Source organism: Polyangium jinanense (assembly GCF_028435265.1).
In the GTDB taxonomy this organism is placed as follows: Bacteria; Myxococcota_A; Polyangia; order Polyangiales; family Polyangiaceae; genus Polyangium; species Polyangium jinanense.
The window spans coordinates 40,014-66,576 of sequence record NZ_JAGTJK010000058.1; the positions used below are offsets into that span (position 1 = coordinate 40,014).

At 69.9% G+C, this 26,563-nt stretch carries 19 protein-coding genes; 10 read left to right on the forward strand and 9 right to left on the reverse strand.

The genetic code is table 11. The annotated features are described in order from the left end of the window. Positions 1-7: 7 nt before the first annotated feature. The gene (locus KEG38_RS47045; protein WP_272427442.1) at positions 8-619 is read right to left on the reverse strand and encodes an RNA polymerase sigma factor; all 612 of its coding nucleotides are present in this window, start codon (positions 617-619) and stop codon (positions 8-10) included. A 50-nt stretch (positions 620-669) separates the two neighbouring features. After that, positions 670-2,997: a heavy metal translocating P-type ATPase gene (locus KEG38_RS47050; RefSeq protein WP_272427444.1), complete on the reverse strand. Its 2,328-nt coding sequence runs from the start codon at positions 2,995-2,997 to the stop codon at positions 670-672. 137 nt (positions 2,998-3,134) lie between these two features. Here KEG38_RS47050 and KEG38_RS47055 point away from each other — a divergent pair, with 137 nt between their 5' ends. Then, on the forward strand, positions 3,135-3,353 hold the full coding sequence (locus KEG38_RS47055; protein WP_272427445.1) for a heavy-metal-associated domain-containing protein: 219 nt from the start codon (positions 3,135-3,137) through the stop codon (positions 3,351-3,353). A gap of 57 nt (positions 3,354-3,410) precedes the next feature. Here the strand turns inward: KEG38_RS47055 and KEG38_RS47060 are convergent, their stop codons facing one another. Beyond that, positions 3,411-3,806 (reverse strand): hypothetical protein, encoded by a 396-nt coding sequence (locus KEG38_RS47060; RefSeq protein ID WP_272427447.1) that lies wholly within the window; start codon positions 3,804-3,806, stop codon positions 3,411-3,413. 163 nt (positions 3,807-3,969) lie between these two features. Between KEG38_RS47060 and KEG38_RS47065 the strand changes: the two genes are divergently transcribed. Beyond that, positions 3,970-5,427, forward strand: coding sequence for a M61 metallopeptidase family protein (locus KEG38_RS47065; RefSeq protein WP_272427448.1), 1,458 nt, complete (start codon positions 3,970-3,972; stop codon positions 5,425-5,427). Positions 5,428-5,439: 12 nt separating this feature from the next. Here the strand turns inward: KEG38_RS47065 and KEG38_RS47070 are convergent, their stop codons facing one another. Beyond that, entirely contained in the window at positions 5,440-6,765 is a 1,326-nt protein-coding gene (locus KEG38_RS47070; RefSeq protein ID WP_272427450.1) for an MFS transporter, read from the reverse strand. Between the two features lie 176 nt (positions 6,766-6,941). Between KEG38_RS47070 and KEG38_RS47075 the strand changes: the two genes are divergently transcribed. Both KEG38_RS47075 and KEG38_RS47080 read left to right on the forward strand, forming a co-directional pair. Then, a complete protein-coding gene (locus KEG38_RS47075; protein WP_272427451.1) occupies positions 6,942-9,656 on the forward strand; it encodes a CHAT domain-containing protein in 2,715 nt (904 codons plus the stop codon). A 73-nt stretch (positions 9,657-9,729) separates the two neighbouring features. Continuing rightward, positions 9,730-10,026: a hypothetical protein gene (locus tag KEG38_RS47080; protein WP_272427453.1), complete on the forward strand. Its 297-nt coding sequence runs from the start codon at positions 9,730-9,732 to the stop codon at positions 10,024-10,026. A 227-nt stretch (positions 10,027-10,253) separates the two neighbouring features. Here the strand turns inward: KEG38_RS47080 and KEG38_RS47085 are convergent, their stop codons facing one another. Continuing rightward, the gene (locus tag KEG38_RS47085) at positions 10,254-13,826 is read right to left on the reverse strand and encodes a serine/threonine-protein kinase (RefSeq protein ID WP_272427454.1); all 3,573 of its coding nucleotides are present in this window, start codon (positions 13,824-13,826) and stop codon (positions 10,254-10,256) included. 80 nt (positions 13,827-13,906) lie between these two features. Between KEG38_RS47085 and KEG38_RS47090 the strand changes: the two genes are divergently transcribed. The 4 genes from KEG38_RS47090 (at position 13,907) to KEG38_RS47105 (ending at position 18,117) form a co-directional block, all read left to right on the forward strand. Further along, positions 13,907-15,343 carry a sigma 54-interacting transcriptional regulator gene (locus tag KEG38_RS47090; RefSeq protein WP_272427455.1) on the forward strand — a complete coding sequence of 479 codons (1,437 nt, stop codon included), beginning with the start codon at positions 13,907-13,909 and terminating at the stop codon, positions 15,341-15,343. Between the two features lie 101 nt (positions 15,344-15,444). After that, complete coding sequence (locus KEG38_RS47095) at positions 15,445-16,734, forward strand: trypsin-like serine protease (RefSeq protein WP_272427456.1); 1,290 nt, start codon at positions 15,445-15,447, stop codon at positions 16,732-16,734. 76 nt (positions 16,735-16,810) lie between these two features. After that, positions 16,811-17,311, forward strand: coding sequence for a hypothetical protein (locus KEG38_RS47100; RefSeq protein ID WP_272427457.1), 501 nt, complete (start codon positions 16,811-16,813; stop codon positions 17,309-17,311). A gap of 413 nt (positions 17,312-17,724) precedes the next feature. Next, positions 17,725-18,117 (forward strand): VOC family protein, encoded by a 393-nt coding sequence (locus KEG38_RS47105; protein WP_272427458.1) that lies wholly within the window; start codon positions 17,725-17,727, stop codon positions 18,115-18,117. 24 nt (positions 18,118-18,141) lie between these two features. On the opposite strand, the gene KEG38_RS47110 is transcribed toward KEG38_RS47105, so the two are convergent. Further along, the gene (locus KEG38_RS47110) at positions 18,142-19,104 is read right to left on the reverse strand and encodes a macrolide 2'-phosphotransferase (protein WP_272427459.1); all 963 of its coding nucleotides are present in this window, start codon (positions 19,102-19,104) and stop codon (positions 18,142-18,144) included. A 489-nt stretch (positions 19,105-19,593) separates the two neighbouring features. Between KEG38_RS47110 and KEG38_RS47115 the strand changes: the two genes are divergently transcribed. Further along, a complete protein-coding gene (locus KEG38_RS47115; RefSeq protein ID WP_272427460.1) occupies positions 19,594-20,592 on the forward strand; it encodes a hypothetical protein in 999 nt (332 codons plus the stop codon). 36 nt (positions 20,593-20,628) lie between these two features. Continuing rightward, positions 20,629-21,957: a hypothetical protein gene (locus tag KEG38_RS47120; protein WP_272427462.1), complete on the forward strand. Its 1,329-nt coding sequence runs from the start codon at positions 20,629-20,631 to the stop codon at positions 21,955-21,957. A 67-nt stretch (positions 21,958-22,024) separates the two neighbouring features. Here KEG38_RS47120 and KEG38_RS47125 read toward each other — a convergent pair whose 3' ends face one another. Genes KEG38_RS47125 through KEG38_RS47135 form a run of 3 tightly spaced genes read right to left on the reverse strand, consistent with a single transcriptional unit; the run spans position 22,025 to position 26,375 of the window. Then, positions 22,025-23,530, reverse strand: a complete 1,506-nt coding sequence (locus KEG38_RS47125; protein WP_272427463.1) for a PGRS family protein — start codon at positions 23,528-23,530, stop codon at positions 22,025-22,027. Between the two features lie 48 nt (positions 23,531-23,578). Then, positions 23,579-24,634, reverse strand: coding sequence for a hypothetical protein (locus KEG38_RS47130; RefSeq protein ID WP_272427465.1), 1,056 nt, complete (start codon positions 24,632-24,634; stop codon positions 23,579-23,581). A 58-nt stretch (positions 24,635-24,692) separates the two neighbouring features. After that, positions 24,693-26,375, reverse strand: coding sequence for a serine/threonine-protein kinase (locus tag KEG38_RS47135; RefSeq protein ID WP_272427467.1), 1,683 nt, complete (start codon positions 26,373-26,375; stop codon positions 24,693-24,695). Positions 26,376-26,563 lie beyond the last annotated feature (188 nt).

Genomic DNA, 26,563 nt, shown 5'->3' on the forward strand with positions numbered 1-26,563 from the left:
TTTGGCCTCAAACCTTCGGGGCGCAGCCGCCGTGCGCCCCGCTGTCGCACGTGCAATCGATGCAGCCGTGCTCGGCGCATGTCCCGCACGAGAGGGCGACCTGCTTCCGTAACGCCTCGCGCGCGCGGAACACGCGTACGGCCGCGTTCGAGGGCGTGATCCCCTGCTCCTCGGCGAAATCTTTCACCGCGATACCTTCCACCTCGATGCGCTCGAGCGCGGCGCGGTATTCGGGTTTGAGCGTCTTCGCCAGGCGCGTGACGCATTGGCAGATGGCGCCGTGGACCTCCTGGTTCGGCTCGGCGTGATCTTCGACCTCGGAGGCGAAGGCGTCGAGCGCGCGCCGCGCGGAGCCCTGGCGGCGGCGGTGATCGACGACAGCGTTGCGCAGGAGGCGATAGAACCAGGCGATCGCGGATTCGTCCTTCTGGAGCGTGTCGAGGTGCTGGAGCCCGCGCGTGAAGGCCTCTTGCAGGATGTCCTCGGCGAGGGCGCGGTCGCCGAGGCGGCGCTCGAGGAACGCCAGAAACTCCCTGTGGTTCTCGACGAGGACACGCGCGACGTCGCCCTCCACGGGCAAGGTGGCGGTCGTCTCCGAGGTCGGGCCAGGATCTGCCATGGGCTCGTTTGTCGCCTCCGCGGGCGCTCCTGTCAACACGGCGCGCGTGCTCATCGTTTGGTTCCATAGGAACGAAGCCGCAAGGAGCTGAGGAGGACGGACACGCTCGACAAGCTCATGGCCGCGCTCGCCAGGACCGGCGAGAGGAGCCAGCCGGTGAGCGGAAAGAGGGCGCCCGCAGCGATCGGGATGCCGATCACGTTGTAGACGAAGGCCCAGAAGAGGTTGCGACGGATCGTGCGCAACGTGGCGCGCGCGAGGCCGAGCGCCGTGGGGAGCGAGGCGATTCCGCCGCGGAGGAGCGCGATGTCGGCCGCCGCGACCGCGATGTCGGTGCCGGTCGCGACGGCGATGCCGACGTGGGCGCCGGCGAGCGCTGGAGCGTCGTTGATACCGTCGCCGACCATCGCGACGATGCGCCCTTTCGCGCGCTCCTCGGCGACGATACGGGCCTTGTCCTCGGGGCGGACGCCCGCGTGGACCTCGTCGATTCCGAGGGATCGCGCCACGGCGCGCGCGGTGGCCTCACGATCGCCGGTCGCCATGGCGACACGCACGCCGAGCGCGTGCAGGGCGGCGATGGCTTCTTTGGCCTCCGGCGTCGGCAGATCGGCGACCGCGACGAGGCCGGCGAGTTGTCCCTCGATGGCGACGAACGAAGGCGTGTTCCCGGCCTCTGCGAGCGCTTCCGCAGCGTCTTCGAGCGGAGCCGCATCGATGCCGTGCTCGGCGAGGTAACGCGCGGTGCCGATTCGAACCTCGCGCTTCGCGACACGCGCAAGCACGCCGCGCCCTGCATCCGCGCGGAATTCCTCGGGCGAAACGAGGGCGAATCCACGCGCGCGTGCTCCCTCGACGAGCGCCTTCGCCACCGGATGCTCGCTGCCGAGCTCCGCGGATCCCACGAGGTGGAGGACGTCTTCCTCGCGGAAGCTCGGCATGGTTTTCACCGCCGAGAGCGTCGGGCGGCTGGCCGTGACCGTGCCCGTTTTGTCGACGATCACCGTGTCCACGCGGCTCGCGGCTTCGAGCGCGGTGCCGCCCTTCACGAGCACGCCGAGCTCGGCGCCGCGGCCCGTGCCTACAGCAACGGCGGCCGGCGTGGCGAGGCCGAGCGCGCAAGGGCAAGCGATGACGAGCACCGCGACGAACCGCTCGACCGCGGCGGCGAGGCCCGTCGTCGTGGGATCGGCGATGAGCCACGCGGCAAACGCGAGGGTCGCGATGCCGAGCACCACCGGGACGAACACCCCGCTCACCGTGTCCGCGAGGCGCGCAATGGGCGCCTTCGAGCCTTGCGCTTGCTCGACGGCCGAGGCGATCTGCGCGAGCGCTGTCTCCGCGCCGGTCTTCGTGATGCGCACGGTGAGCTGTCCGCTCCGGTTCAGCGTGCCGCCGAAGACAGCCGAGCCCGCGGTTTTGTCGACCGGAAGGCTCTCGCCGGTGAGCATCGATTCGTCGACCGCGGATGCGCCCGCGATCACGTCCCCATCGCTCGGGAGGCGTTCGCCGGGACGAACCCGTACGACGTCGCCCGGCACGAGCTGCGCGAGAGGGATCTCCTCCTCGATGTCGCCGATGCCGCCGCGGAGCCGCCACGCCGTCTTCGGCTGGAGCGCGACGAGCCCACGCACGGCGTCCGTGAGGCGCTTTCGCGCGCGGGTTTCGAGGAGCTTGCCGAGCAGGACGAAGCTCACGATGGCCCCGACGGCCTCGAAATAGACGTGCGGACGCAGGCCATGCGCGGCGTGCGGGAAGAGGCCGGGCGCGAGGACGGCGATCGCGGAATAGACCCACGCGGCGCCGGTCCCGAGGCTCACGAGGGTGTTCATGTCGGCGGCGTGGTGCCGGAGCGCGATCCACGCGAGGCGAAAGAATCGGCGGCCGGGGCCGAGGATCACGGCCGTCGCGAGGGCGAGCTGCACGAGGCGGCCGAGCGTGCCGTCCGCGCCGGGGATCCGGCCGTGTGACATGCCGAGGACGAGCAATGGGACAGAGAGCCCGAGCGCAAAGGTGAAGTCGCGCCGGAGCACGCGGCGCTCGTGGTCGAGGCTCGCGTCGGCTGCGTGGGTTCGTTCAGCGGGCGCGGCGGCGGAGGTTTCCGGGGCGGCTGCTTGTTGCGGGACGCTGTAGCCCGCGCGTTCGATGGCCGTGATGAGCGGTTCGGTTCCGGAGGCCGTGGGGTCGTACGTGATCGTCGCGGTGCGCGTGACGAGGTTGACCTTGGCCTCGCGGACGCCTTCGGTCGCGAGCAAGGCGCGCTCGATGCGTCGCACGCAGGCGGCGCAGGTCATGCCTTCGACGGGCAGGTCGATGCGGCGAGCCGCAGGGGCGGCGGTTTTCTCGGGGAGGAGAGCGGGAGTGGATGCGGTCGACATGGGAACCTCGCTTCGACCGCGCAGACGCATCACCGCCCGGCGCATTACACCGGCTGGCGGGGTGTAATGAAGCGCGGCGGCTGCGTCTTCAGGGGTGCGAGCGGCGAACGGGCCGCTCCCCGGAAAGGAAGGACGCCATGAAGGAAACGTTGCTCCATGTCGACGGGATGAGCTGCCCGTCCTGCATTCGCCACATCGACGGCGCGCTACGCGGGATCGCCGGCGTCGAGAAGGTCGACGTGAAGCTCCGCGAGGGCACCGTTCTCGTGAAGCACGATCCGTCGAGCGCGCCGACGAACGTCCTCGTCGAGGCGCTGCGCGACGCCGGCTACGAGTCACGCCCCCGCGCCGCCTGAAATGGGGGCGAGCGCCGGAGCTCTCGGAGATTCCCGCGAGCTCCGGCGCTTCGGGTTTCACCCGCAAGAACCTTCCCCGCAGCTCATCTGCGCGCCGTGCTTCTGCGCGGCCGTCGGGGCCGGCGCGGGTTTTTCGGTGGGCTCGGACGGCGTCGCGGTCACGGGAGACGGGGCGGGAGGCGCTGTCGTCGAACGTGGCGTCGCGGTGGGTTTGGCTGCGGCTTTCGCTGGGGCCGCGGAGGGCGCGACGGCCGCGCTCGGGGGCGCTGGGATGGGGGCCGCGGGCGTCGCGGCCGCGGGTTTTTCGTTTGCCGGTGGAGGCGGCGCGGCGGGCGTTTCGGCTACCGGTTTCACGTCCGGGCCGTCCGGCGGCGCCGGGGACGTGGTGCAACCGGTGATCAGGGCGCCCGCCCCGAGGGCGGCCAGCGCCTCGTAGATACGCTTTGCATTCATGACCAAGCTCCTTCGTGGTTCTCCGTCGGATCGACGGAAGGGGTACGACCCTGCCGACGCAGGGGGGCGCCGCCCATTACAGTCGTCGATCGGAATTTTCGCGGCCGGGCGGGCACGGGGCGAGGCCCTTTGAAAGCAGGTCCGGACGGTGTAGACATGGGCCATGGCGCGAAGGGAGAGCCTGTTCGTCCGGCTGACGGTTTGTCTGGGCCTGCTTCTCCCCGGGGGCTGCGGGGGCGCGCCCGCGGCGAAGGCGAGCGCCGTGATGGGGGACGCGCCGGAGGTACATTATTCGTTCGTGATCGATGCCGAGCTCCGCACGCTTTCGGCCACCGTTTGTCCCCGCGATCTGAGGCTCGCGCGGCTGCGCATGACGGTGCCCGAGCTCCTCGAGCGCGTGCGCCGGCCGCGCATCCTGCGGGCCGCCGGCGACGTGCCGCTCACATTCGAGGAGGATGCCGTGCCCATTGCTTCGGCGACGGACGGCGCTTGTATCGGCTACGACGTCGACCTCGGTCCGCCGGGGGAGGGTTTTTGGATCACGCACGGCGATGCCCACGTGCTCGCGGCGCCCGACGTGTGGCTGCTCGCGCCCGAGCCCCGGCCCAGAGGGACGCATTTCACCGCGAGCTTCACGCTCCCGCCGGGCGTTCGCGCCGCGCTCCCCTGGCCCGAAGATCCACGAGGGTATCGGGTGCCGACGTCGGCCTTCACGATGCGGAGCGCGGGTGCGTTTGGTCAATTCGAGCGAGAGACGCTGCGCGTGGGCGGGGCCGAGCTCGATGTCGTCGCGCTCGGCGGCGGGTTCGGCGAGCGGGCGCCCCTCGTGACGGAATGGCTGCAAAAGAGCGCGTCCGCGCTGACCCAGCTCCACGACGGGTTTCCCGTTCCGCGGGTGATGGCGCTGCTCGTCCCGCATCCGGGGTCGGAGGTCGGATTCGGCATGGCGCTGCGTGGAGGCGGGCCGACGGTGATGATCATCGTGGGGTCGTCCGTCACGCCCGAGGCGCTCGACGAGGACTGGGTCGGCGTGCACGAGCTTTTCCATCTGTCGGCGCCGCGGTTTCTTCCGAGCGACGCCTGGCTGTCCGAGGGGCTCGCGACGTATTACACGGACATCCTGCGGGCGCGGGCGGGGGCATTGGATGAACACCGCGCCTGGGACGATCTCGTGGACGGCTTTCGGCGCGGGAGCCGGCGCGGGACGGGGCGGACGCTCCGGCAAGAGAGCATCGACATGCACGAGACGCACGCTTACCAGCGGGTGTATTGGGCCGGCGCGGCGCTTTCGCTCCTCGCGGACGTGGAGCTCAGGAAGCGGGGCGTGGAGGACGGCCTCGATGGGCCGCTGCGTGAGCTCGCGCGTTGCTGCGCGCGATCCGAGGAGGCGTGGTCCGCCGAGCAGTTCGCGAAGTTCGTTGATGAGAAGACCGGTCAATCCGTCGTGCAGCCGCTGTTCGAGCGGTACCTCGATCGAGCGGATTTCCCCGATACCACGGAGGTTCTCGCGGCGCTCGGCGTGAACGGGACTGGGCGGGAGATGACGCTCGCAGCGGAGGCCCCGCGCGCCGGCGTGCGCAGTGCGATGATGGCGCCCCGCGCCGGGAGCACGAGACGCTGAGTTTGTCCGGGCTCAGGCGGTTTCGGGCTTCGGCGCGGCCTCTTCGGGCGCGTGGCGCTCGATTTTCCGGCGGAAGACGAGCATACAGACCGGCGCCGCGATTGTCATGAGCCCGATGACGAGCCACATCTGCCGCGAGTCCCGCGGGCCGGTCGGTGGGCAATACACGGAGAGCAAATACCCGCTGAGGAAACCCACGAAGGGTTTGGCGAGGAACAGGGGGATCTCCGAGAGGCCCATGTAGCTCGCCTCGCGTCCGGGCGGCGCGATCGTCGCCGTGTATTCGTAGAGCCGCGGCGACCAGAGCGCCTCGCCGATCGAGAGCAGGACGATGAACACGATGCTCGCCGTGACGGTCGTCGAGACGGCCATCGCGAGCACCGAGAAGGCCGTGATCGTCGCGCCGATCGAGATCACCGGGTAAGGCGGGTATTTGCGCGTGAGCGCGGTCGCCACGGGCGTGAGGACGATGATCATCGCAGGGTTGATCGACCAGTAATAAGCGAACGGGAAGTCCTGTCCGAACTCGCGGAGCGTGTACTTCGGCCAGGTCAGATGCGCGTGCTGGAGGACGAGGCGGACGAACGTGAGGAGCGCGACGAACCCCAGGAAGATCCAGAAGGCCGGCTCGCGCAAAACGTCGCGGGCAATCGCGAGCGGGTTTTTCGTGGGTTTGTCCGAGGTGGCCGGCTTCGCCTCGCGCATGGAGAGCGCGAGGATGACATTGATGCAGGAGGCGACGAACCCGACGAGGAAGACCAGCTGGCTCGACGAGAACGTGATCCCGGCGATCGTCGCGCCGCTCTTGAACCACTTCCGGAACTCGGTGATGAGCGGCCCCTGGGCGAGCGAGCCGACGTTCATGAGCACGTAATAAAATGAGAATGCGAAGGAGACCGTCGCGGGGGTCGTGTAGTTGCGCACGGCCGCGTTCATCGTGGGCTTCATGCAGGCAATGCCCCAGACGGACGCGGCGAGCGCCGCATAAATGGTCATCTTGTCGCCCGCGAACGCGAGCATGCCCCGGCCGATGGCCGTGGAGAGGGCCGCGATCACGAGCGCGCGGCGGACCCCGAGCCCGTCGGCGATGAAGCCAGCGAGGAACACGACGAGGCTGATGACCGTGAGCCAGGTGCCCGCGACGGAGCCGGCGGCGGTATCGGAGAAGCCGTGATCGTCCGACAAGAAAATCACGAGAAGCGACCAGATGGCGAAATACGCGACGGACTCGAGGAGCTTCATCGCGTACACGGTCCAGAGCTCGCGCGGGGAGGCGACGAGCGCGCGCAGATCGGCGGAGAGGGAGCCATCGGCGCGTGCTTCGGGAGGGGCTGCCATGGGCGAACGATACACGCGCTCGGGCCGGGATCCACGGGGATCAGAGCCCCGGGCGTCGCGAGGAGCACCGGGCTCCCGTTGACAGAGGGCCTTTTGCTCTTCTATACAGCGCGTTGCTTTTTCGGACGACCCCGATGCGCGCTCCTCGATCCAGGCTCCGCCGGCCCCTCCTGCGCATGGGGCTGCTCGCTGTCGTCGCCGGGGCGTTCGCCGTGCCGGCGTGCCCCGTCGCGTGGGCCGACGAGGTGGCCCAGGAGGGCGAGAGCGGGGCTTCGCTCTACGCGCAGATCCTGAAGCTCGTCGAGGCGGGCCGGTATCCCGAGGCCGTGCGCCTGGCCGATCGCGCGGTGAAGCTCCTGGAAGATGCCCCGAACGATAATGGGCATTTCCCTTTTTTGCTCGGGAGCACCTACACGCTCTACGGCGATTATGCGCGGGCCGAGCCGATCTTCGTGCGCCTCTTGGCAGCCCAGGATCCCCGCGAGCCGAATCCGGCGGTGTACGAATCCCTCGGTCGCATTCGATTCGCTCTCGGTGACCTGGAAGGCGCGGCGCCGCTCCTCCGGCGCGCCGTGGCTATTGCAGAGGAGCGTTTCAGCGCGGAATCGCCGTATGCCATCGGCGCCGTCGAAGCGCTCGCCGCGCTGCATCGGCGCCGGGGCGAGCGAAGGCGCGCCGAGGAGCTCCTCCGCGATCTCGAAACCCGCGTCCGCAATGCATCGAGCATTTCCCGTGATGTCCTGAGCTTGCCCGCGCTGCGTCTGGGCGAGCTCGCGCTGGATCGAGGGGAGCCCGATGTGGCCGAGCCACTCTTGAAAGCGGCACTCGCGGGGGCGGAAGAGTCCCTCGACGAAAACCACGTGCAGCGCGCGGAGTACCTCCAAGCGATGGGGCTTTTGCTGGCCCGTCGAGGAGACTTCGCCGCCGCCGAGGCGCGGATGAAACGAGCGCTCGAATTGCGGGAAGCCGTCTTCCACCCGGACCATCCCGACATCGCTCGCACGCTCCGCGACCTCGGGGATCTTTACGTGGCCCAGGACCGCATCGAGGACGCGGTGCGCGTGCGGGCACGCGCGGCCGATCTCGCGGACCGCGCCGCGCGCGTGCATCTTGGGCGTGGATCCGAGGACCAGAAACGCGCGCATGCCGCCTTGCTCCAGGAGGATACGGACGCGCTGGTCTCGCTGCACATCCAGGTCGCGCCAAAGCATCGCGCGGCGGGCCGCCTCGCTCTGACCGCGATCCTCCGGCGAAAGGGAATCGTCCTCGACGCCGTGGCCGGGAGCCTCTCCGCCTTGCGGCAATCACTCGATTCGGCGGGGCGCGCGCTTTTCGACGAGCAGGCCCAGGTCGATGCGCGCCTGTCTGCAGCCGTCTCGCGCGGGCCCATCGACGTGCCGCCCGAGGAGCACCTGGCCGAAATCGAAGCCCTGGAGCGGCGCCGCCGCGAGCTCGATGCGCGCCTCTCGGCCCATCCGCACGCCGTCCCCGACGGCGGCCCTTCCGCGCTGCTTTCGCTAGAGGACGTGCAGCGAGCCATTCCCGCGGGCGCCGCGCTCGTCGAGCTCGTCGTGTATCGCCCGTACGATCCTTCGGGTCCGCCCGTTCGTCCCACCTGGGGCGCGCCGCGTCTCGCCGCGTACGTCCTCCGCCGCGAGGGCGAGGTCGCGTCGATCGATCTCGGCAATGCCGAGGGCATCGAAGAGGTCGCGGCGGGACTTTTGCGGGATCTCGCGACCACCCGTCGTGATCCGCGCCCCGCCGCGCGGTACCTCGATTCTCTGGTCACGGAGCCGCTCCGTGGTTTGCTCGGGGATACCCGCTGGATCCTCCTCAGCCCCGACGGCGCATTGAACCTCGTGCCCTTCTCTGCGCTCGTCGACGAAAAAGGGACGTCGCTCGTCCGGCATACGTCGTTCACGTATCTGACGAGTGGTCGCGAGCTCGTCCGCCTCGCCAAACCTCCGGCCGAAGCCCGCGAAGCGCCGCTCGTGGTCGTCGATCCGGCATTCGGGGCACGCGGCGAAAGCGCGTCGGCAGGGGAGGGGCGCGGCGCGCGGTCTGCGAGGATGACACGGATCCGATTTTCGCCGTTGCCAGCGACGCGGAGAGAGGGCGCCGCGGTGAAACGGATGCTGCCCGGCGCGAGGCTTCTGGAAGGGACGGCAGCGACGGAAGAAGCGCTCATGGCGGCTCGGGGGCCGCTCGTGCTGCATGTCGCGACGCATGGGTTTTTCCTTCCGGATCAGCATGCGGCGGGCGGGCGGGACGAGGGTGAGCGGGGAGGGGAGCGGTCGGCGTTCGTCTCGGAAAACCCGCTCCTCCGGGCGGGGCTCGCGCTTTTTGGCGCGAATGGGCGGCGGAGCACGACGGACGCCGCCGACGGCGTGCTCACGGCGCTGGAGATTTCGGGGCTCGATCTGCGCGGCACGCGGCTGGTCGTGCTCTCGGCGTGTGAAACGGGCGTGGGCGAGGCGCTGCGTGGCGAGGGGGTTTTTGGGTTGCGCCGCGCGCTCGCCCTTGCAGGGGCCGAGACGCAGGTCATGAGCCTGTGGCAGGTCGACGACGAGGCCACGAGCGAGCTCATGACGGCCTATTACGCAGGCCTCGCCGTCGGCGGGGGGCGGAGTGAGGCGTTACGCGCGGCCCAGATCGCCGTGCGCGAAAAACATCCGCATCCGTATTACTGGGCGAGCTTCATCGTCTCCGGCAATGGGGCCGCGCTCGACGGTCATTCCGTCCCGCCCCGCTTCGAGGTCGCGCGCGGGCCTCGCGGGTGCGCTTGCCAGGCCGCCGGGGCGCCCTCCGAAATGGGAATCGGGGCCGTCGCGCTCGCCGCGGGCGCCCTCGGCCTCGCGAGGCGGAGGCGCCGCACCTGGAACGTTCATTGAAAGGACCTCGCGTAGATCGCGACTCGCTCCCGAGGGAAACCGTTCGAGGGTCGCTTCGAGATTGGAGATTGTCATGCATCATCCCAGATTCGCCGCCATCCGTCCGCTCTTCCTAGGCCTCGCCGCCGCGCTCCTCGTGGCGTGTGGCGGCGCGCAGCAGCCCCCCGCGGAGTCCGGCGCCGGCACGGCATCCGCGGAGGTCACGTGCACGACGCCCGAGGTCACGGACCCGAACACGCCGCCCGAGTGTCCGAACCCCGAGCAGTGCGAGTGGAGCGCGGAGAACAAGAAGTGCCAGCCGAAGCGCGGGATCATCATGGAGGACGCGAGGCCGAAGCCCCCGCCGCCCCCGCCGCCGCCCGAGAGCTGACGCTTCCCCGCCCCCGACCCACCTCACGTCCCGCAGCCGGGCGCTCCCCGTCCGCGCCATCCCCTCCACCACCCATCCACCGATACACGGCGCCCGTCGCGGCCGTCCCCTGGCCGCTCGCGTCCGTCCATCACGCCCGACGTCACCGGTCGGGGACACTGTCATCAACTGGCGACATCGAGCAGGGACCCTGTCCACGGGTGGTGACAGCGATCGACGCCGGCTGGCTACAGCAGCGTCGCGCCCTCGTCGGTCTGCGTGAGCCACGCTTCGGCCTCTCGCAGGAGCCGCCTTGGCAAGGCGCCGAGCGACATCTCCGCCGCGCGTCCTTCCTCCACCACGCGCGCGAGCTCCGTCCGCGCGACCTCGCCCTGCTGCACGAGGCGCAAGACCTCCCAGAGCTTCGCGCAGATCTCCATGCTCCGATCGTGGTGCTTCTCGGCCACCACCCGCGCCGTCCGCGCGTCCGCGATCGCTTCGGGCATCCGTCCCATCAATCTCAGGATCTCCGCGCGGCGGAGGAGCGTCAGGGCACGGCTGCGGGTGCCTCGCTCTCGTTGGATCGTGTCCGCCTCGTCCGCGCTCTCGAGCGCGTCGACGAGCGCGCCGACCTCGGTCAGGGCCGCCGCGCGGAGCGACAGCGCCGTCGAGCGCAGCACCGGATCCCCGGCTTGCCGTGCGAGATCCGCGGTGCGCGAGGCCGTCTCGGCCGCCTCCCGAGCGCGGCCCTCGCGCAGGAGCATCACCGCGAGGTTTTGCAGGAAGAGCCGCTCCTGCCCGCGCATGCCCCGCTCGTTCGCGCGCGCGGCGAGCCGCTGGACACGCTCGATCGCGGCATCGATGCGCCCCGCCTCGGCCTCCAGCACCGCCAGATCCCCCTCGATGTGCACCTCGTGCCACGCAGATCTCGTCGACGAAGCGATCGCCACGGCCCGCCGCAGATCCTGCTCGGCAAGGCCGAGATCCCGTGGATCGAGCGCATAACAGAGCTCGCTGCGCAGCACCCGCGCCGCAAGCTCCATCGCCGGCCCCGCGCCCGCCGCGAGATCCACGGCCTCGGTCACGACCGCCATCGCGCGCTCCGGCAAGAGCACGCCCGCCACCGCGAGGCGCGCCTCGCAGCGGAGCCGCACATCCGCGAACGCGTCCGCATCCGCGACGAGCGTCGCATCCGCAACGCCGCTCTCCCGGAGCCCGCGCGCCACCTCGAGCCGCGAGACGCGCCGCCACAGATCGAACCGGCGCGCTTCCGGCCCGTCTCCCGCGAGGATCGGCAGCCGATCGAGCCTTTGCTTCGCCTCCTCGAACTTGCGCCCGCGGATGAGCATCCGGACCCCTTCGAACGCGAGCCGCGCCTGCGTCTCGGCGTCGTCCGTGATCGCCGCGAGCCTGTCGCCGAACGCCGCCGCCTCCTCGAAGAGCCCCGCCGCGCCCGCCTTCTCCATGGCGCGGCCGAGCCAGACGCGTGCCTCCGCGAGCGCGCCGAGCCGCTCGTACCCCGTCGCCAGGAACGCCGCGTCGAGCTCTGCCGGCGCGCCCTCGGCCATGCCGTCGAGCAGCGCCCGGTGGAGCCTGTGAAACCACGGGCGCGGCCTGAGCAGGTTGAGCGCCGCTTGTCGCACCATCTCCTGCGCGAACCCGTACTCCTGCCGCTCGCCGTGCGCCGTCAGGATCCCCGCTCCGACGAGCGCTTCCAGCGCCTCCTCCGCGCGATCCGCGTCCCCGGCCACCCGCAGCGCGAGATCCACGTCGAGCCCTCCGCCCGCGAGCGCCACCGCCGCGAGGACACGCAAGAGCGTACGCTCGGAATCGCTCCCCGGCGGGAGACACGCGCCGAGCCGCGCCTCCAGGAGATCGGCCACGCCCGGCACGTCGCCTCGCAGGATTTGCTCGTTCGCCGCGCGGTAGGCGCCGTCTTGCCAGACCATCGCACCGCCTTCGCGCCACGCGACGAGCGCGTGCACGAGGTAAAACGGCACGCCCGCCGCGCCCGCGACCACAGCCCGCTCGACCTCCTTCGTGATGGGACAGACGCCCTGCGCGAGGCGCGCCGCGGCCGCGGGTTCGAGCGGGCCGAGCGAGACGTACGTGAGCCCGGGGCTCGTGCGCGCCCGCGCCTCGCCGAGGAGCTTGCGCAAGGGCGCGCCCGCGACGGGATCCGGCCGCGCGGCGAGGGCCACGAAGAGCCGCCCCGGCGCGCCCGCCGCCGCGCGATGCACGAGGAGGCGCACGACCTCGCGCGTCGGCGTGTCGCTCCACTGGAGGTCGTCCACGAGCACGAGGAGCGGCGCCGAGGCGCTCACCCGCACGAGGCCGTCCTCGATCGCCTCGACCGCCTGCGCGAGCTCGTCCGGGCCCGGGACGAGCCCCGGCGAAAAGGCCCGCGCGAGGGCGCGCGCGAGCGGCTCGAACGAAGGCGCGATCTCGGGCGGGAGATCCTCGACGGCGCGGCGGAACGGGTAGAGAGGGCTCTGCTGCTCGGGCGGGCAATGGACCCTGAGGATGCGCGCGTCCTCGAAGGTCCAGCGCTCGGCAGCAGCATCGAGGAGGCGGCTGCGGCCGATGCCCTGCGGCCCCGTGAACACCACGACCTGGCAGCGTCCCTTCTTCGCCTCGTCCGCGGCGCGCTGGAGCGTCGCGAGCGCCTCGTCGCGGCCCACGAGCGGGGGGCACGTCTCGGGCGCGGGCGCGGCCTTGCGAGCGGGCGTGGAAACCGGCGCGGGTCTGCGGACGGAGAGCGGCGCGATCGACGTGACGGGCGCGAGGACCGCGGGATCGAGCCGCGCGAGGAGGCGTTCGAGTTCGCGCGCGACCCATTCGGCATGGCGAGGTCTGAGGAGCGGATCGAGCGCGAGCAACCGATCGACGAGGAGCGAGAGCTCGGCCGTGATCACGCTCCGCGCAGGGACGCTCGTCACGAGCGATGGCGCGGGCCCCTGGGGCATGGGCGTCTCGTGTGGGAGGCGGCCCGTGACGAGGTGGAACATGGTCACGCCGAGCGAGTACAGATCACTCGCGGGCGTCGGGAGCTGCGAGAGGCACTCGGGCGCGAGGTAGCCGAGCGTGCCCGCGACGCGGAGGCCTGGGCGGGCGCCGGGGCCCGGCGCTGCCGCCGCGATCGGCGAGGCCGTCATGGTCATCGTCTGCGTGTGCGTGTCCGGATCACGCGGAGCGGCCGCCGCGGGCGCGGGAGGCGGCTCCGCGCGCGTCGTGTCCGCGGCCGCGAGCTCCGCCACGGTCGCGGGCGTCGCGGCCGCGAGTTCCGGGGCCACCGCGATCCCGAAGTCGATGAGCTTGTAGCCGGAGGGCCCGCGCACGATGTTCGCGGGCTTCACGTCGCGGTGCACGAGCCCCGCCGCGTGCACCGCCGCGAGCGCCCAGGCCACGGATCGCGCGGCTTCCAGCACGACCCGCTCGTCGAGCCGCCCGTGCGCGCCGGCGAGCATGTCGAGGCTCGCGCCCGCGACGTGCTCCATCACGAGGCCGATCCGCGCGGACGCATCGTCGCAGAGCAGCGCGTAGAACCGCACCACGTTCGGGTGCTCGACGCGGCAGAGGGCGCGCGCCTCCTCGATGATCTCGTCGCGCCACCGGCTCACGTCGTGGCCCCGCGCGGCGGCCGCGTCGAACGCGAACAGCTTGATCGCCACGTGGCGCAGCAGCTTGCCGTCGTACCGCTCCTCCGCGAGGAAGACCGGGGCGAACCCGCCCTTCCCGAGCTGCTGCACGAGGAGGTACGGCCCGATCTGCGGCGCCACTCCGGGCGGAAGACGCGCAGCGAGACGCGAACTCGGGGGCATGCAGCGCGGATGATAGCGCGGCGAAGCGGGCACGCCGGGCTTGTCTTGACGAGCTTTCGAGATCTGCAACGATGCGCGGGATGACGCGGGCGGAGGAGCCTGGGTGCACGCTCTCCGATGTCACGGACAACGCTGTGCTCCTGCCGGCGCTCCGGGTCCGCGTGACCGCGCCCGACGGCACGATGCGCGAGGCCCCGCTCGGCATGGAGACGCTCGTCGTCGGCACGAGCGCCGAGTGTGATCTCGTCGTGTCGGATCCGCGCGTCTCGCGCCGGCACTGCGAGCTCCGTCTCACGCGGAAAGGCGTCGTGCTGCGTGACCTCGGCAGCAAGAACGGCACGCTCATCGGCGATCTCGCGGTGATGGAGGTCCTCCTCCCGCTCGGCACCGTCGTCACGCTCGCCGGCTCGCGCCTCTCGACGCACCTCGCGGGCGCGCCTTCGATCGTGTCCTTGTCGACGTCCACGCGGTTCGGCGAGGCGATCGGCGAGAGCCTGCCCATGCGCGCGCTTTTCGCCGCGCTCGAGCGCGCCGCGGCGTCGTCGGAGACGGTGCTCCTGCTCGGCGAGTCGGGCACGGGCAAGGAGGTCCTGGCGCGCGCGATCCACGCCGCGAGCCCACGCAAGGACGGCCCGTTCGTGGTCTTCGACTGCAGCGCCGTCGCGCCGAGCTTGATCGAGGCCGAGCTCTTCGGCCACGCGCGCGGGGCCTTCACGGGCGCGGTCTCCGCGCATGCGGGCCTGCTCGAACAGGCCGATCGCGGGACCTTGTTCATCGACGAGCTCGGCGAGCTCCCTCTGGATCTGCAGCCGAAGCTTCTCCGCGCGCTCGAAGCGCGGCAGGTGCGGCGCGTGGGCGCGGTCGAGTGGCGCCCCTTCGACGCGCGCATCGTGGCCGCGACGCACCGTGATCTCCGCGCGCGCGTCGCCGAGAAATCGTTCCGCGAGGACCTCTACTACCGGCTCGCGGTCGTCGAGGTGAACATCCCGCCGCTGCGCGAGCGCAAGGACGACATCCCCGCGCTCGTCGAGCGATTCCTCGCGGCGCAAACGCCGAAGCGCACGCTCGCCGATCTGCCGCCGCACGCGATGTCCTTGCTCCTCGCGCACGACTGGCCCGGCAACGTCCGCGAGCTTCGCAACGTGGTGGCGCGCCTCTGCCTCTTCCCGGACTTCGCGGTGTCGGCGCTCGGCGCCCAGGCACGCAAGCCGCCCGCGGCCGCCGCGCCCGAACCTGCGCGTTCGCCCGAGCCCGCCGCTGCGGCGCCTGCGGCCGCGCCGGAGGCGCACGAGGCTCCGGCGGGGGAGGCCGAGGAAGGTGATCTCGGCGGGCTCCTCGGCCTGCCGCTGCTCTCGGCGCGCGAGATGGTGCTCGAGCGCTTCGAGCGGCAGTACCTCGCGACGAAGCTCCGCGAGCACGGGGGCAACATCTCGCGCACGGCCGAGGCGATTTCCGTGTCGCGACAGTTCCTCCACAAGCTCGTCGACCGTTACGGGCTCCGAAGCTCCGCGCGGTAGCCCCGCCCCGCGCCCGATCGGGCTTGGCACGGTTCGCGCAATGGCTCCTCGCGCTACCGGACGACAATCGAGTCGCCGTCCGGACGAGGGAGCCAATTGTCATGACACACCAACGAAGCCAGAGGTTTGCGCCCTACCGCCGCATGTGCGGAGCGACGCTCATGGCGCTCGCGCTCACCGCGGCCCTGGGCAGCGGATGTGCCGAGGGCGAGCTGCGCGACGTGAACGAAGAGGCCACGGCGGAGGCCGAGCATGCCATCAAGAACGGCACGGTCTGGGACCCGTGGACGCAAAATACCCAGACCTGGACGCGGAATGTGGTTCGGCTGCCGGGCTGCACGGGGACCCTACTCAACCGCGAATGGGTGCTCACCGCCGGCCATTGCTTTCCGGATGGGACGGGCACCGATCCCGCGACCATCACCGCGCGGCTGACGGAGGACGACGGCAGCGTGACGTCCTCCGTGGGCGTCGAGCTCCTCTTCCACCCGCAGACCGCCGCGGGCGTGGACGTCGCACTCCTCCGCCTCGCCAATCCGATCGACCCGGGAAACGCGTCGCTGCCGCTTTATACGGGCACCACGGCGTCGCTGATCGGCGATACCGTGTTCTGCGCCGGGTATGGCGCGATCAACTCGGGCGCCGCTTGCTCCGCGTCGATGCCGTGCCCCGCTGGCCAGTATTGCCACGACTGGGGCGTATGCCTGACGCCGACGGACGGCAACTTGCGGACCGCGTCGTTCAGCATCATCGAGGACCCGATCGATCCGGTCATGTGGTATCGGTTCCAGGTCCCGAACGCACTCGGTCAAATGGAGCTGCCGGGGGACTCGGGTTCGTCCTGCTGGAACGGCTCCGGCCTGACGGGCGTGATGAAGGCGGGCAACACGACGAATTACAACCGCCAGACGAGCGTCGAGGCGTTTCGTGACTGGGTGAACGGCATCGTCAACCCGACCGTGGTCAAGCAGGTGAACCAGGCGGGCACGTATTGCCGGCCCGTGGGCAGCGCGCTGGTCGATCACGGCAGCGACGGCGAGGCCTTCAATTCGAGCGTGTGGTCGGGCCAGGTGGTATGCCCCATGCAACGGCCCGGGGGTGAGGACGGGTATCCGAACGTGGTCGACGTGCCGCGGCTCTTCGTGCTGGATCGCCACGCGAGCCAGGACGTGTGCTGCAAGCTCCAGTCGAAGAACCCGACGGGGACGCACATCGAGACGACGACGGTCTGCTCGAGCGGCGCGAGCGCGGATTACCAGACGCTTCAGCTCCCGTCTCTGTACGACCCGTACACGTGGAGCCAGTTCAGCCTGAATTGCACGCTGCCGGGAAGCGCCGCGCTCGGCCTCTCGGGCATTCAGGGGTACCGGTCGCGCCAGTCGATGCGCTGAGCGCCGAGCGACCGAAGAGAAACCGAAGATTCAAACGTAGATAGATACGACGATTCGAAAGCGAAGGACGAAAGCCATGATGAACAAGAAGCACTCCCCCCTCAAGGGTCTCCTCATCCTCGTCGGAGGGCTCCTCTACGCTGGCGTCGCGCTCGCGGCCTCGACCCAGAACGCGCCCGGCTCGGCTTGCGTGGCCACGAGCGGCCAGGCCCTCACCGCGCGCGCCGACGGGGAGGCCGAAAATCAGTCCGCCTCGCTGGTCACGGCGATCTGCCCGACGGAGCGTCCGATTGGCACGGGCGTCACGACCACGAACCTCAGCGGCACGGTCTTCGTCGTCGACCAGAACGCGGGGGCGAACGTGTGCTGCCGGGCGGTCTCGAAGAACCCGGACGGCACAAAGATCAACGGCACGTGGTCATGCTCGAGCGGTTCGAGCTCGAGCTACCAGACCTTGAACGTCGCGTCGATCTCGGACACGTACACGTTCAGCTCGTTCTATCTCGAATGCCAGGTGCCGGCCATCAGCGGCGGCAATGCCTCGCGCATCCAGATGTACCGCGCGATTCAGAACTGACCCACGCCGCCGCTCATCGCAAACCGTCGCGCCGGGGCGCTGCCCCGGGCCCCGCGGGGGCTGTTCGCCCCTCGACCCGAACCAGGGCAAGCCCTGGACCGATTGGGGAAGAACTGCGCGATGCGCAGTTCTTCCCACAGGCCGGTGGCAAGACCATGGAGGTGCTGGCGACGGGCACGTTGCCTGTTGAATCGTCAACGACGCGGTTTTGATGGGCAGGGTCGTCGTTGGTCTTGACCTGGCCTGTTCGATGAACTGCGCATCGCGCAGTTCATCGCCCCGGGTCCAGCGCTTGCGCTGGTCCGGGTCCAGGGGCGGATAGCCCCTGGTGGGGTCTGGGGCAACGCCCCAGCGCAGCGCCTCCCAAGATGAGACGCTTGCCCCTGCGACGCTGGCCGCCCTACACTCGGTTCATGCGAATGAACCAGGTCACCGTGGCGGCCACGGACATTGCGGCCTCGATTGCCTTCTATCAGGCGCTCGGCTTGCGCCTCATCGTGCGCTCCGACCACTACGCGCGCTTCGAATGCCCCGACGCGGCCGGCGGCGAACCGGCCACGTTCTCGCTGCACCTGCAGGACACGCCGCCCGCGAAGGACGGCGTGGTTGTTTATTTCGAGGAAGACGACCTCGACGCGACGGTCGAGCGCCTGTCGAGAGCGGGCCTCTCGTTCGATGTGCTCCCCACGGACCAGCGCTGGCTCTGGCGCGAGGCGTACGTCACGGATCCGGCGGGCAATCGAGTTTGTCTTTACCGGGCCGGGGAGGCGCGGCGCTTCCCGCCGTGGCGATTGAAGGATTCTTGATCGGCTCTACGAATCGCCGCACGCTCACCCGCTTTCTTTTTCGATCGTCGCGAGCATCGTTCGGGCGAACTCGATCGCGCCATCGTTGCCCGCGGTGAGCCCCCACTTCGCCCCGAGCGCCGGGAACGCCGCCCAGCGCTCGGCGGCGTGGGCCGCGAGGCCGCTCCACGTCGTGCCGCCGGCCGCCTCGAAACGCTCGAGGCAAGCGTCGAGCGCTGCCTTGCCGAACGCGCCGACGAACAGCGCGAAATCGATCGAGGGATCCCCGAGGTGGGCCTCGGTCCAGTCGAGGATCCCCGTCAAACGGCCCTCTTCGTCGAGCAGCATGTGACCCGGGTGGAGATCGCCGTGCACCAGGGCGAGATGACGCGGCCAGATCGCGTCATTCGCGAGCCAGCGTTGCCAACGCGCCCAGACCACGTCCGGCGTCGCGAGGATCTCGCGCGTCTCGTCCATGGCGCGAGCGATTTCGACGCGGGTGTCGTCGATCGATTTCCTCGGGACGCCCGCCTCCTCGATCGCTCGGACGCTCACCTTTTGTAATGCCGCGAGCGCCTCGGCGAACGAATGGATGAACGTCTCCGAGGGGGCCGCCGGATCGACACGATTCCAGACGACGCCGACTGCCGGATCCACGGTGACGGCGGGGACGCCGCCGAGGCGCGGGTAGGCGATCACCTGCTCGGTGAACACGCGCCAATGCGGCACCGCGACGGGCAGGTGCCCGCGCACGAGGCCGAGCACCCGCGCCTCGACGCGCGCGGACTCCACCACGGCCATGCGCCGCGGCGTCCGCACGACCCACGGCACGCCTTCCTCGTCGTGGGCGTGTACCACGAGGAAATCTAGCCCACTTCGATCGAAATCGGCCATTTCGGTCGTGATCTGGAGCCCCGCGCGGCGAGCGGCCGCGAGGAGCGCGGGGGCGGAATCGAGCGGCTCGAAGGACGAAGAAGCCGCGGACGAGAGAGCACTACGTTCGGTCATGAAAAACTCCTCTTCGCGCGCCCGGAGGCGCATACGGAAGGGAAGACGCGGGAGCGCGTCGCCTCACGACCGGCAGCACGAATGTGGCCTATTCACTTTGGGCTGCCAGGCTGCCGGCGTGAGCCACCGCGCCCGGTCTTCCCCGGGGGGAAGCGGGCACGGAAAAGCACCCACGCGCTCGTTGCATCGACCCGATCGTACCGGGGATGCAAGGAGGACGAGGATGCCGAGCTCAGCGCAGCCGGATGAATGCCACGGCGCGACTCTGCCATACGATGGGTGACAAGGCAAGCCCTCCGGCGACGGAGAATGTGCTCGACGGAGAAGCGCATTCCGATCCTGACAGACTCCCGACAACCACCGAAAGCCTGTGTTCCGCGATTCAATTCTGGGCTACACTGGAGCTCGCCGACGGACGAGCCGGACGAGCTTGCGCGGAGCGCACGCCGTCCCGTCCTCGATGATTCGGGGGATTCCCGGGGGACTCTCATGTCGATGCTCATCGCCTCGTGCATCTTGCTCGCGTTCGCCATGGCAGGGCTCGTGTTCATGGCGGCGCGATATCGGCGGTCGACCCAGGCCGAAATCGACGCTCGGAAGCGCGTCGATGGCCTGGAGAACGAAAACAAGGCGCTCGTGGCGAAGCTCCACGTCGCGGTGGAAGAGGACAAGAAAAAGGTCGGCTGGCTCGATCATCAGGAGCAGGAAATCCTCTGGCTCCGGGCCGAGCTCGAGAAGCGGCCGAAGATCACGCGCAAGACATACAAGATCCTCACGCTCGGCGTGAAAGCCACGGGAAAGACCTCGCTCACCCTCAAATGGGCGAACCCGCTCATCGACCTCGGCGTCCTCGCCGGCACCAAGATCGACCGTTACGAGCGGACCGTGAGCCACGTGCTTCAGAAGGACGTGGTCATCGAGCACGTCTTCGAGGTCGGCGACTGGGGCGGCGAGCACATCGTCGACGCGCAGCAGGAGCTCATCGGGGACGAGATTCACGGGCTGCTCATCGTCGTCGATCTCGGCGGCAAGGACGCGAAGAAGGTCGACCCCGGGCGTGTTCAGGAGCAGCTCCAGGAGTTCCAGCCGCAGGCGCTCAAGTTCTTCTTCGGCCCGAAGACCGTGGCGTCGTGCAAGACCGTGGTGCTTTTCATCAACAAGAGTGATCTGCTCTCCGGCACGCCGCTCGAGGTGGAGGAGCAAGCGAAGAAGCTTTATGCCCCGCTCATCGAGAACCTCACGAAGTACTCGATGCAGCTCGACATCCGCGTCTTCGTCGGCTCCGCGAACTACGGGCACTCGACCCATCTCCTGTTCTCGCATTTCGTGGAGCGGATCCTCCCGAAGCAAGCCTACGACTCGCAGCTCTTGCAGCGCATGGTGAAGGACCTGTCGGAGACGTCGAAGGTGGAGAGATCGGAGAAAACGGTTCCGCTGCCCGCGGTGAACGCGTCCTCCGAACCTCCCAAGCTTTCGCGGGTGAACTAAATGAGCGCGCGCGGCGAAGGCCGAAGGGGAGGCTACGTGGCGCCGACGTACAAGGCGCCCGCCGACGTGGCCTGGTACCATTTCCTGCACGGGAACGTCCCGGGGCACCAGATCGATTTCATCTATCACCCCGAGGTGCCCCAGGGCCCCTTGTCCCGGCAGCATTTCGGTCACCTCTCGCGGCTTCTCAAGTACATCGAGCCGCGGACGACGAGTGATTGCGCGTTCGCCATCGGGAACCTCTCCCGCGACGACACGCAACACGAGCCGGGGCGCGGCGGCGTGGCGCTGATCTTCGGGCTGCGCATCCGCGGCGCCCGCGATCACGCCGGCCGGCAAGACCCGCCGTTCTCGCACGCCATCGTGGCCATCGAGCGTGATCTCGACGCGGCCTTCGTGTGTCGCGCCGCGCTCGAATTCCGGGCGCGGCTCTTCGAGCGTACGGCGGTAACGGCCGAGGGCCATGGCTGGTATCACACGTATGCCCGGCGCGGCGAGGATCCGGCCGCGGCGCTGCCCCTCTTGCAAGCCTACAAAGCGAGCTTCGACGGGCTGCCTTCGGCGGGGCCGGGGACTCGCTCGCTCCGCTGGGCGGTGGCCGAGGAGGTCAAGCTGCCGGGGCGTATCGTGATCGTGCACGACGACGACACGCCGTTCGAGGGGATCGCGGCGTGCGCGGCGCGGATCGCGGCCGTCCTGTATCGTTCGAACATCAAATGGACGGCCCTCTCGAACGGGCGGGAATCCGATCTGCCGAACGGCATCACGATCCGATTCTTGCCTGCGAGCGAGGTCGGCCCGCAGCCGGCGGGCACGCCGGTGTTTCCGCTCGAACGCGTGCCGCACGACGAGGACGAGCTCGCGCGGGAGCTCTTCGGCGCGACGCCCGTGCGTGGCCACGAAGGCCCCGAGCGCGGGCGCGGCTGGCGGGATCAATATCGTGGACCCGCCACGAGCCTGCTCGTCGGGGAGGAGCCCACACGGGCGGAGTCGGCCGGGCCCTCCGCCGAAATGCCGCCGCCTTCGGCCACGAAGCGATGGCCCTGGGCCGGACTCGGCGCGGTCGTGGCCATGGGTTGCTTCGGCATGTACCTGCTTCGCGGGGCGAACCCGGGCGCCCCATCCGCGCCGGGATCACCGGCGCAGCTCCTCGCTCCCGGCGCCGAGGCCGCGCCTCCGAGCGTCGCGAAACCCGACGTGTTGCCTCTGCCGAGCCCGCCATCCGAAAAGCCGCCCGTGCAGGAAAAGGCCAGCGCGAGCGTCGCGGAGCAGGATGTCGCCTCCTCGAACAAGCAAGCGAAGACGCGGTCGCCGAAGGTGTCCCGCAAGCCGCCGCCCGTCGTCGGGGGCCCGCCGAGGTTCTGAGCGTACACGTTTGGCAGGGAACGTCGCCGCGCCCCCGAGGAGCGCGGCGACTTCGTTTTGAAGGGAATCAGTCGAACGATTCCATGTCCCGGCGCAGGCCCGCGGGCGCCGGATCCTGGGGATCGTCGCCCTGGCCGCCCGGACCCTCGAGCCCAATCTCGAACGAGACGCCCGTGGCCGCCGGCGCATTCCCCACATAGGCAATGCCGATTGAATGCCCACCACGACCGCCGCCGCCGTGGCCCCCGTCGCCCCCATTGCCCCCATTGCCGCCGTGGCACCCGGGTTTCAAGGGAGAATACTGGGGCGGCGGGCCGCCGAGCCCTCCCGTGCCGCCATTCCCGCCCGCCTGCCCCTGGGCCCCGTCGCCGCCTTTTCCGCCGCCTGCCGTGACGATCGTGACGGCCTCGGACGAGATCCTCGCGTCGATGCAGAGGAGGCCGAAGCTCCCGCCGCCTGCGCCTCCGCCCGCGCCGCCTTTCCCGCCGCATCCGCCCGTCCCGCCGCTGCCGCCGCTGGCCCCGTGGGTCGTCGCGCTCCCGGCCGGGCATTTGTTCACGCCCAACCCGCCCAATGCGGCGCCGCCCCCACCGCCGGCCAATCCCACGGTTCCTTCGCCGCCGCTCGTCCCGGACGCGCCCTCGTACCCATTCACCGAGATGGTCCCGGGCTCCACGCCGTGTGCGCCGTGTGCGCCCGTGGTCCCAGCGGCGCCGGGCCCGCCCGGCGTGCATTCGATCCCCGTGAATCCTTCGGGCTCGCCGCCCTGGCCGCCGCTCACGTCCTTGCCGAGCGAGCTATTGCGACCGGCCTTTCCCCAGGGCGAGGTGCCGAACCCCCCCGATCCGCCGATCGATTCGACCGTTCCACACGTCGAGGAGACCTCCTGCACCGCGGTGTACGTGCACGCGGCAAACCCCATTTTTCCGGGCATCCCGTCGGTCGCGCCCTTGGCCTCGGGCGTCGGGGCAAGCCCGTCCGCGCCTTTGCCGGCCTCCAAATGACACCGGCCGAGCTCGAGCTCGGCCCGATCGGCGATCACTGCAATCGACGAGGCACCAGGCAGGACCGCGTCCGCCGCGACGACCTTGAAATTCGTCACGACCGTCGGTCCCCCCGCGCCGACGCGCAGCGGTACCTCGTTTGCGCTCGCGGACAGCGTCGTCATGCCGACCTGTGTGGTCCACGGCGAGCCGCCCGTGCAGTTGTATCCGCCGTGAAGCACCTCGCCGCCGCGGAGCGCGAGCGGCTCGATGAACGTCTCGGCGCACGCGTAAATGGGCCGCGCGCCCTGCTTCTGCACCTTGTCCACGGCCGCGCGCAGCGTCCGCAGCGGGCGCTCGGCCGTCCCCGGGTTCGTATCGTCGCCCGAGGCCGCTACGTACAGCCCGCACGATGCAGGCCGGCTCGGATCCCCGTCGAGAGGGCATACCGTCTGCGAGCTCGCCTGGCCGGCGCACGTCTTCGTGACGCTGCAATCGGCGAACACGTCGAGCCCGCAGCCTCCAAGCGCAAAGGCGCCCGCGGCGCAGGCGAGCATCGCCAGCGTGGACGTCATGGAATGACGACGCATGGGCCTCGAACCTCCCCCATTCTCCACACGACTCATCTTCGTTTTTCCTCAAAAGGTCCCAAAAACCATGAGCGAGCCCCCCTGCGAGGACACCGCAGGGAGGGCGTACACCGATCCCGTCGCGCGGGGCTTCGGCCCTGAGAGGCCGTATACGAGCGTCCCGACGGCGATCACGCCGCCTCCGACGAAGCTCCACAGCGCGGCCTCGCCGAACTGGTTTTGCGCGGTCTTCAGGCGAACGAGATCGGGGCACGCGCCCGCGCCGGGATTCGAAGTGCAGTAATCGTCTTTCTCGCCGGAAAGAGACTGCGCCATCGCAGCCGCCTCGCCGGCCCGCTGCTTGGAAAGGGCCGTGAACACGACACCGCCCAGGATCCCGACCCCCGCGGTCACGCCGCCCGCGATGAGCAGCGGCTTGCGCATCGAGCGCGTCGTTCCCGGCGCCTCCGCCTCCGCGGTTTCCTTTTGCGCGAGCACGCCGCGCGGGGCTTCCTTCTTCGGAAGATCCAGCCGCAAGAGCTGCGATTCCCCGGGTTTGGCCTCGATCACGACCGGCCCCGACGATCGCTCGCCGAGCCGCGCCTCGATCGTCCGCCGCCCCGGCTCGACGAATACGCCAGCGTTCGCCTCGGGCCACCGCATTTCTGCGCCGTCGACGATCAAATGGCTGCCCGTCACGTTCGACTGCACGGACAGCTCCGTGACCTTGGCGCGCGCCTCGGACAGCATTTCGGAGGTGGCCTTCATCTCGTCGGCCGCCACGTCCTCGGCGTGCCGCAAGAAATACGAGAGGTGCTCCGCAGCGTCGCGGTGGTGGCCGAGCTCGAGCTCGACCCATCCGAGCGTCCCCGCGATCTGGAAATGCTGCATGATACGCCAGGCGGACCTCAGCTCGTCGAGGGCGGCCTGCCATTGCTTCGCCCTCGCCGCGTCCTTGCCGCGCACGTAATGCGCCCGGGCCACGTCCGCGGGCGAGGACGACGCCTCCGAAGGCGGTGGAGGATCCTCCGCCGCCGCGGGAAACGCGGCGCTCTGCACGGCGAGCCCCAGAACGAGCGGGAAGAGATACCGCGCTCGTAAGGTCCTTTTGATGCTCCCACCCATGCGGCAGGATAACACGAATTGACGATGAATCGAGCGCCTATGCGGAAACCTCGTCCGGTCAGCGCTTGCAATTCGGGAAGAATCGAGGGCACGCCTTCGCGCCTGCGGGCGCCTTCGTGCTCGGGGCGGGCGATTTCGCCTTCGTCGTGGCGGGGCGCGACGCGATCGGATCGACCGGCGGCTTGCTCCCGCCGCGGACGGGCAATGCGCCACGTTTGTCCGGGCCAGAGACGTTTGGCGTGGCCCCGGCGTCCGTGGACGAAGGCGGCGCGGGCTCGGCTTCCGGCAGGGACACGGGCGCCGGCGCAGCCCGCGCCACGTCGTCCTGCGCGCGTGGAGGAGGAGGCGAGGGGAGCGCGAGCGTCTCGCCTGGAGCGGCGCCGTCCGTGGGCTTCGTCGTGGTTGCCCGTGACGCCACGATGAAAATCAAGACCGGCGCGGCCAAGAGCAGGAGCAAGAGCACGCCCCGGCGCGTCACCTGACGCTTTCGCCGCTGCCTCTGCAATGCGCCGTCCGAAGGCTCGGTCCCGGCCGACATCGTGATGGCTCCCACGGTCACCGTGGTGCTCGGCCCGGTGCGATTCTCGGCCGTGGCGGAGACCTGCGTCGTGGTCGCGGTGAGAATGGCGCTCAGGGACGCATCCCGCCACGGCGCCCGCGGACCATCGAATGCCGGGGGGGCGGGCCTGTGCTTGTCCCCGTCGGTTTTCGGACTCGCCCCGGGTGGAAGGATGACCGTGCCATTCAATGCGACTTCCCCGACCTGCGTCGGCGCCTCGGCCTCCTCGGGCGTCGTGCCGTCGATGGCCAGCGTGAACTTCTGCGTCTCCGGCAAGACGTCGGGGCGCGGGAGCGTCGACGGAATGGGGACCTCGAGCGTCGAATCCGGCAGGGGCACGACCTCGCGCGGGCCCGCGAGCGGCGCGAGCAGCGCCGCGAGCTGTTCGGCGGACTGAATACGTTTGGACCGGTCGCGCTGCAGGCACCGGTCGACGAGGTCGGCGAGCCGCGGCTCGACGTGGCGGACGCGACTCGACACCGGCGGAATCTCGGCCGTCAGGATCTGCTGGAAGAGGACGTCCACGTTGCCCTTGAAGGGCCGCACGCCCGTGAGCATTTCGTACAGGACGACGCCCAGCGACCACACATCCGTGCGGAAATCGAGATCCTCGACGCAAAGCACCTGCTCGGGGCTCATGTACCCCGGCGTGCCGACCATCACGCCCGTGACGGTGCGGACGCAGTCCTTGGTATCGAGCTGCTTGGCCACGCCGAAATCGAGCACCTTCACGACGAAGCCGTCGGGGCTCGATTCCCGGTGGAGAAATACGTTCTCCGGCTTCAGATCGCGATGAATGATGCGAGCCTCGTGCGCCGCCGCGAGGGCGAGCGCGACGTCCCGGCCAATCCTCGCGGCCTGCTTCGACGGGAGCCTGCGCTCGCGTTCCAACAGATCCGCGAGCGTCTCCCCCGAGAGGAGCTGCATCACGAGAAATGGATCCCCCGCGGACGTTTCGCCGGCGTCATAGACGTCGACGATGTTCTTGTGGGACAAACTTTTGAAGGCACGCGCCTCGCGGCTGAGGCGAAGGCGGAGGTCCGCGCTCGGCCGCAGAATGAGCTTGATGGCGACGCGACGCCCGGTGCGCTCATTCTGGGCCTCCCACACCGACCCCATCGCCCCCTCGCCGAGTGGACGGACGAGGCGATAGTCTCCCCCGATGCAGTCTCCGGCTTTCATGACCCCCCCGGCGCGCGATGTTACCACCGGCAGTGAGCAACAACACGAAAAAGCCGAGCGGGCTCCCGTTTTGATCGAGATTCGTCCGGGTCTAATACCTTAGGAGATCCCCCGGCTTTGCCGGGGAGGCAGCCGAAGTTTGACATTTCCGGAAGTCGGTTCCGCGCGGCTTCGGTTTGGCCGAAGCC

Bases quoted from the DNA above. Each gene is read 5' to 3' on its own strand.
- KEG38_RS47060 (WP_272427447.1), bottom strand. From the start codon at position 3,806: ATGAATGCAAAGCGTATCTACGAGGCGCTGGCCGCCCTCGGGGCGGGC.
- KEG38_RS47070 (WP_272427450.1), bottom strand. From the start codon at position 6,765: ATGGCAGCCCCTCCCGAAGCACGCGCCGATGGCTCCCTCTCCGCCGAT.
- KEG38_RS47100 (WP_272427457.1), top strand. From the start codon at position 16,811: ATGATGAACAAGAAGCACTCCCCCCTCAAGGGTCTCCTCATCCTCGTC.
- KEG38_RS47075 (WP_272427451.1), top strand. From the start codon at position 6,942: ATGGGGCTGCTCGCTGTCGTCGCCGGGGCGTTCGCCGTGCCGGCGTGC.
- KEG38_RS47090 (WP_272427455.1), top strand. From the start codon at position 13,907: ATGACGCGGGCGGAGGAGCCTGGGTGCACGCTCTCCGATGTCACGGAC.
- KEG38_RS47125 (WP_272427463.1), bottom strand. From the start codon at position 23,530: ATGCGTCGTCATTCCATGACGTCCACGCTGGCGATGCTCGCCTGCGCC.
- KEG38_RS47065 (WP_272427448.1), top strand. From the start codon at position 3,970: ATGGCGCGAAGGGAGAGCCTGTTCGTCCGGCTGACGGTTTGTCTGGGC.
- KEG38_RS47085 (WP_272427454.1), bottom strand. From the start codon at position 13,826: ATGCCCCCGAGTTCGCGTCTCGCTGCGCGTCTTCCGCCCGGAGTGGCG.
- KEG38_RS47055 (WP_272427445.1), top strand. From the start codon at position 3,135: ATGAAGGAAACGTTGCTCCATGTCGACGGGATGAGCTGCCCGTCCTGC.
- KEG38_RS47130 (WP_272427465.1), bottom strand. From the start codon at position 24,634: ATGGGTGGGAGCATCAAAAGGACCTTACGAGCGCGGTATCTCTTCCCG.
- KEG38_RS47050 (WP_272427444.1), bottom strand. From the start codon at position 2,997: ATGTCGACCGCATCCACTCCCGCTCTCCTCCCCGAGAAAACCGCCGCC.
- KEG38_RS47110 (WP_272427459.1), bottom strand. From the start codon at position 19,104: ATGACCGAACGTAGTGCTCTCTCGTCCGCGGCTTCTTCGTCCTTCGAG.
- KEG38_RS47115 (WP_272427460.1), top strand. From the start codon at position 19,594: ATGTCGATGCTCATCGCCTCGTGCATCTTGCTCGCGTTCGCCATGGCA.
- KEG38_RS47080 (WP_272427453.1), top strand. From the start codon at position 9,730: ATGCATCATCCCAGATTCGCCGCCATCCGTCCGCTCTTCCTAGGCCTC.
- KEG38_RS47105 (WP_272427458.1), top strand. From the start codon at position 17,725: ATGCGAATGAACCAGGTCACCGTGGCGGCCACGGACATTGCGGCCTCG.
- KEG38_RS47045 (WP_272427442.1), bottom strand. From the start codon at position 619: ATGGCAGATCCTGGCCCGACCTCGGAGACGACCGCCACCTTGCCCGTG.
- KEG38_RS47095 (WP_272427456.1), top strand. From the start codon at position 15,445: ATGACACACCAACGAAGCCAGAGGTTTGCGCCCTACCGCCGCATGTGC.
- KEG38_RS47135 (WP_272427467.1), bottom strand. From the start codon at position 26,375: ATGAAAGCCGGAGACTGCATCGGGGGAGACTATCGCCTCGTCCGTCCA.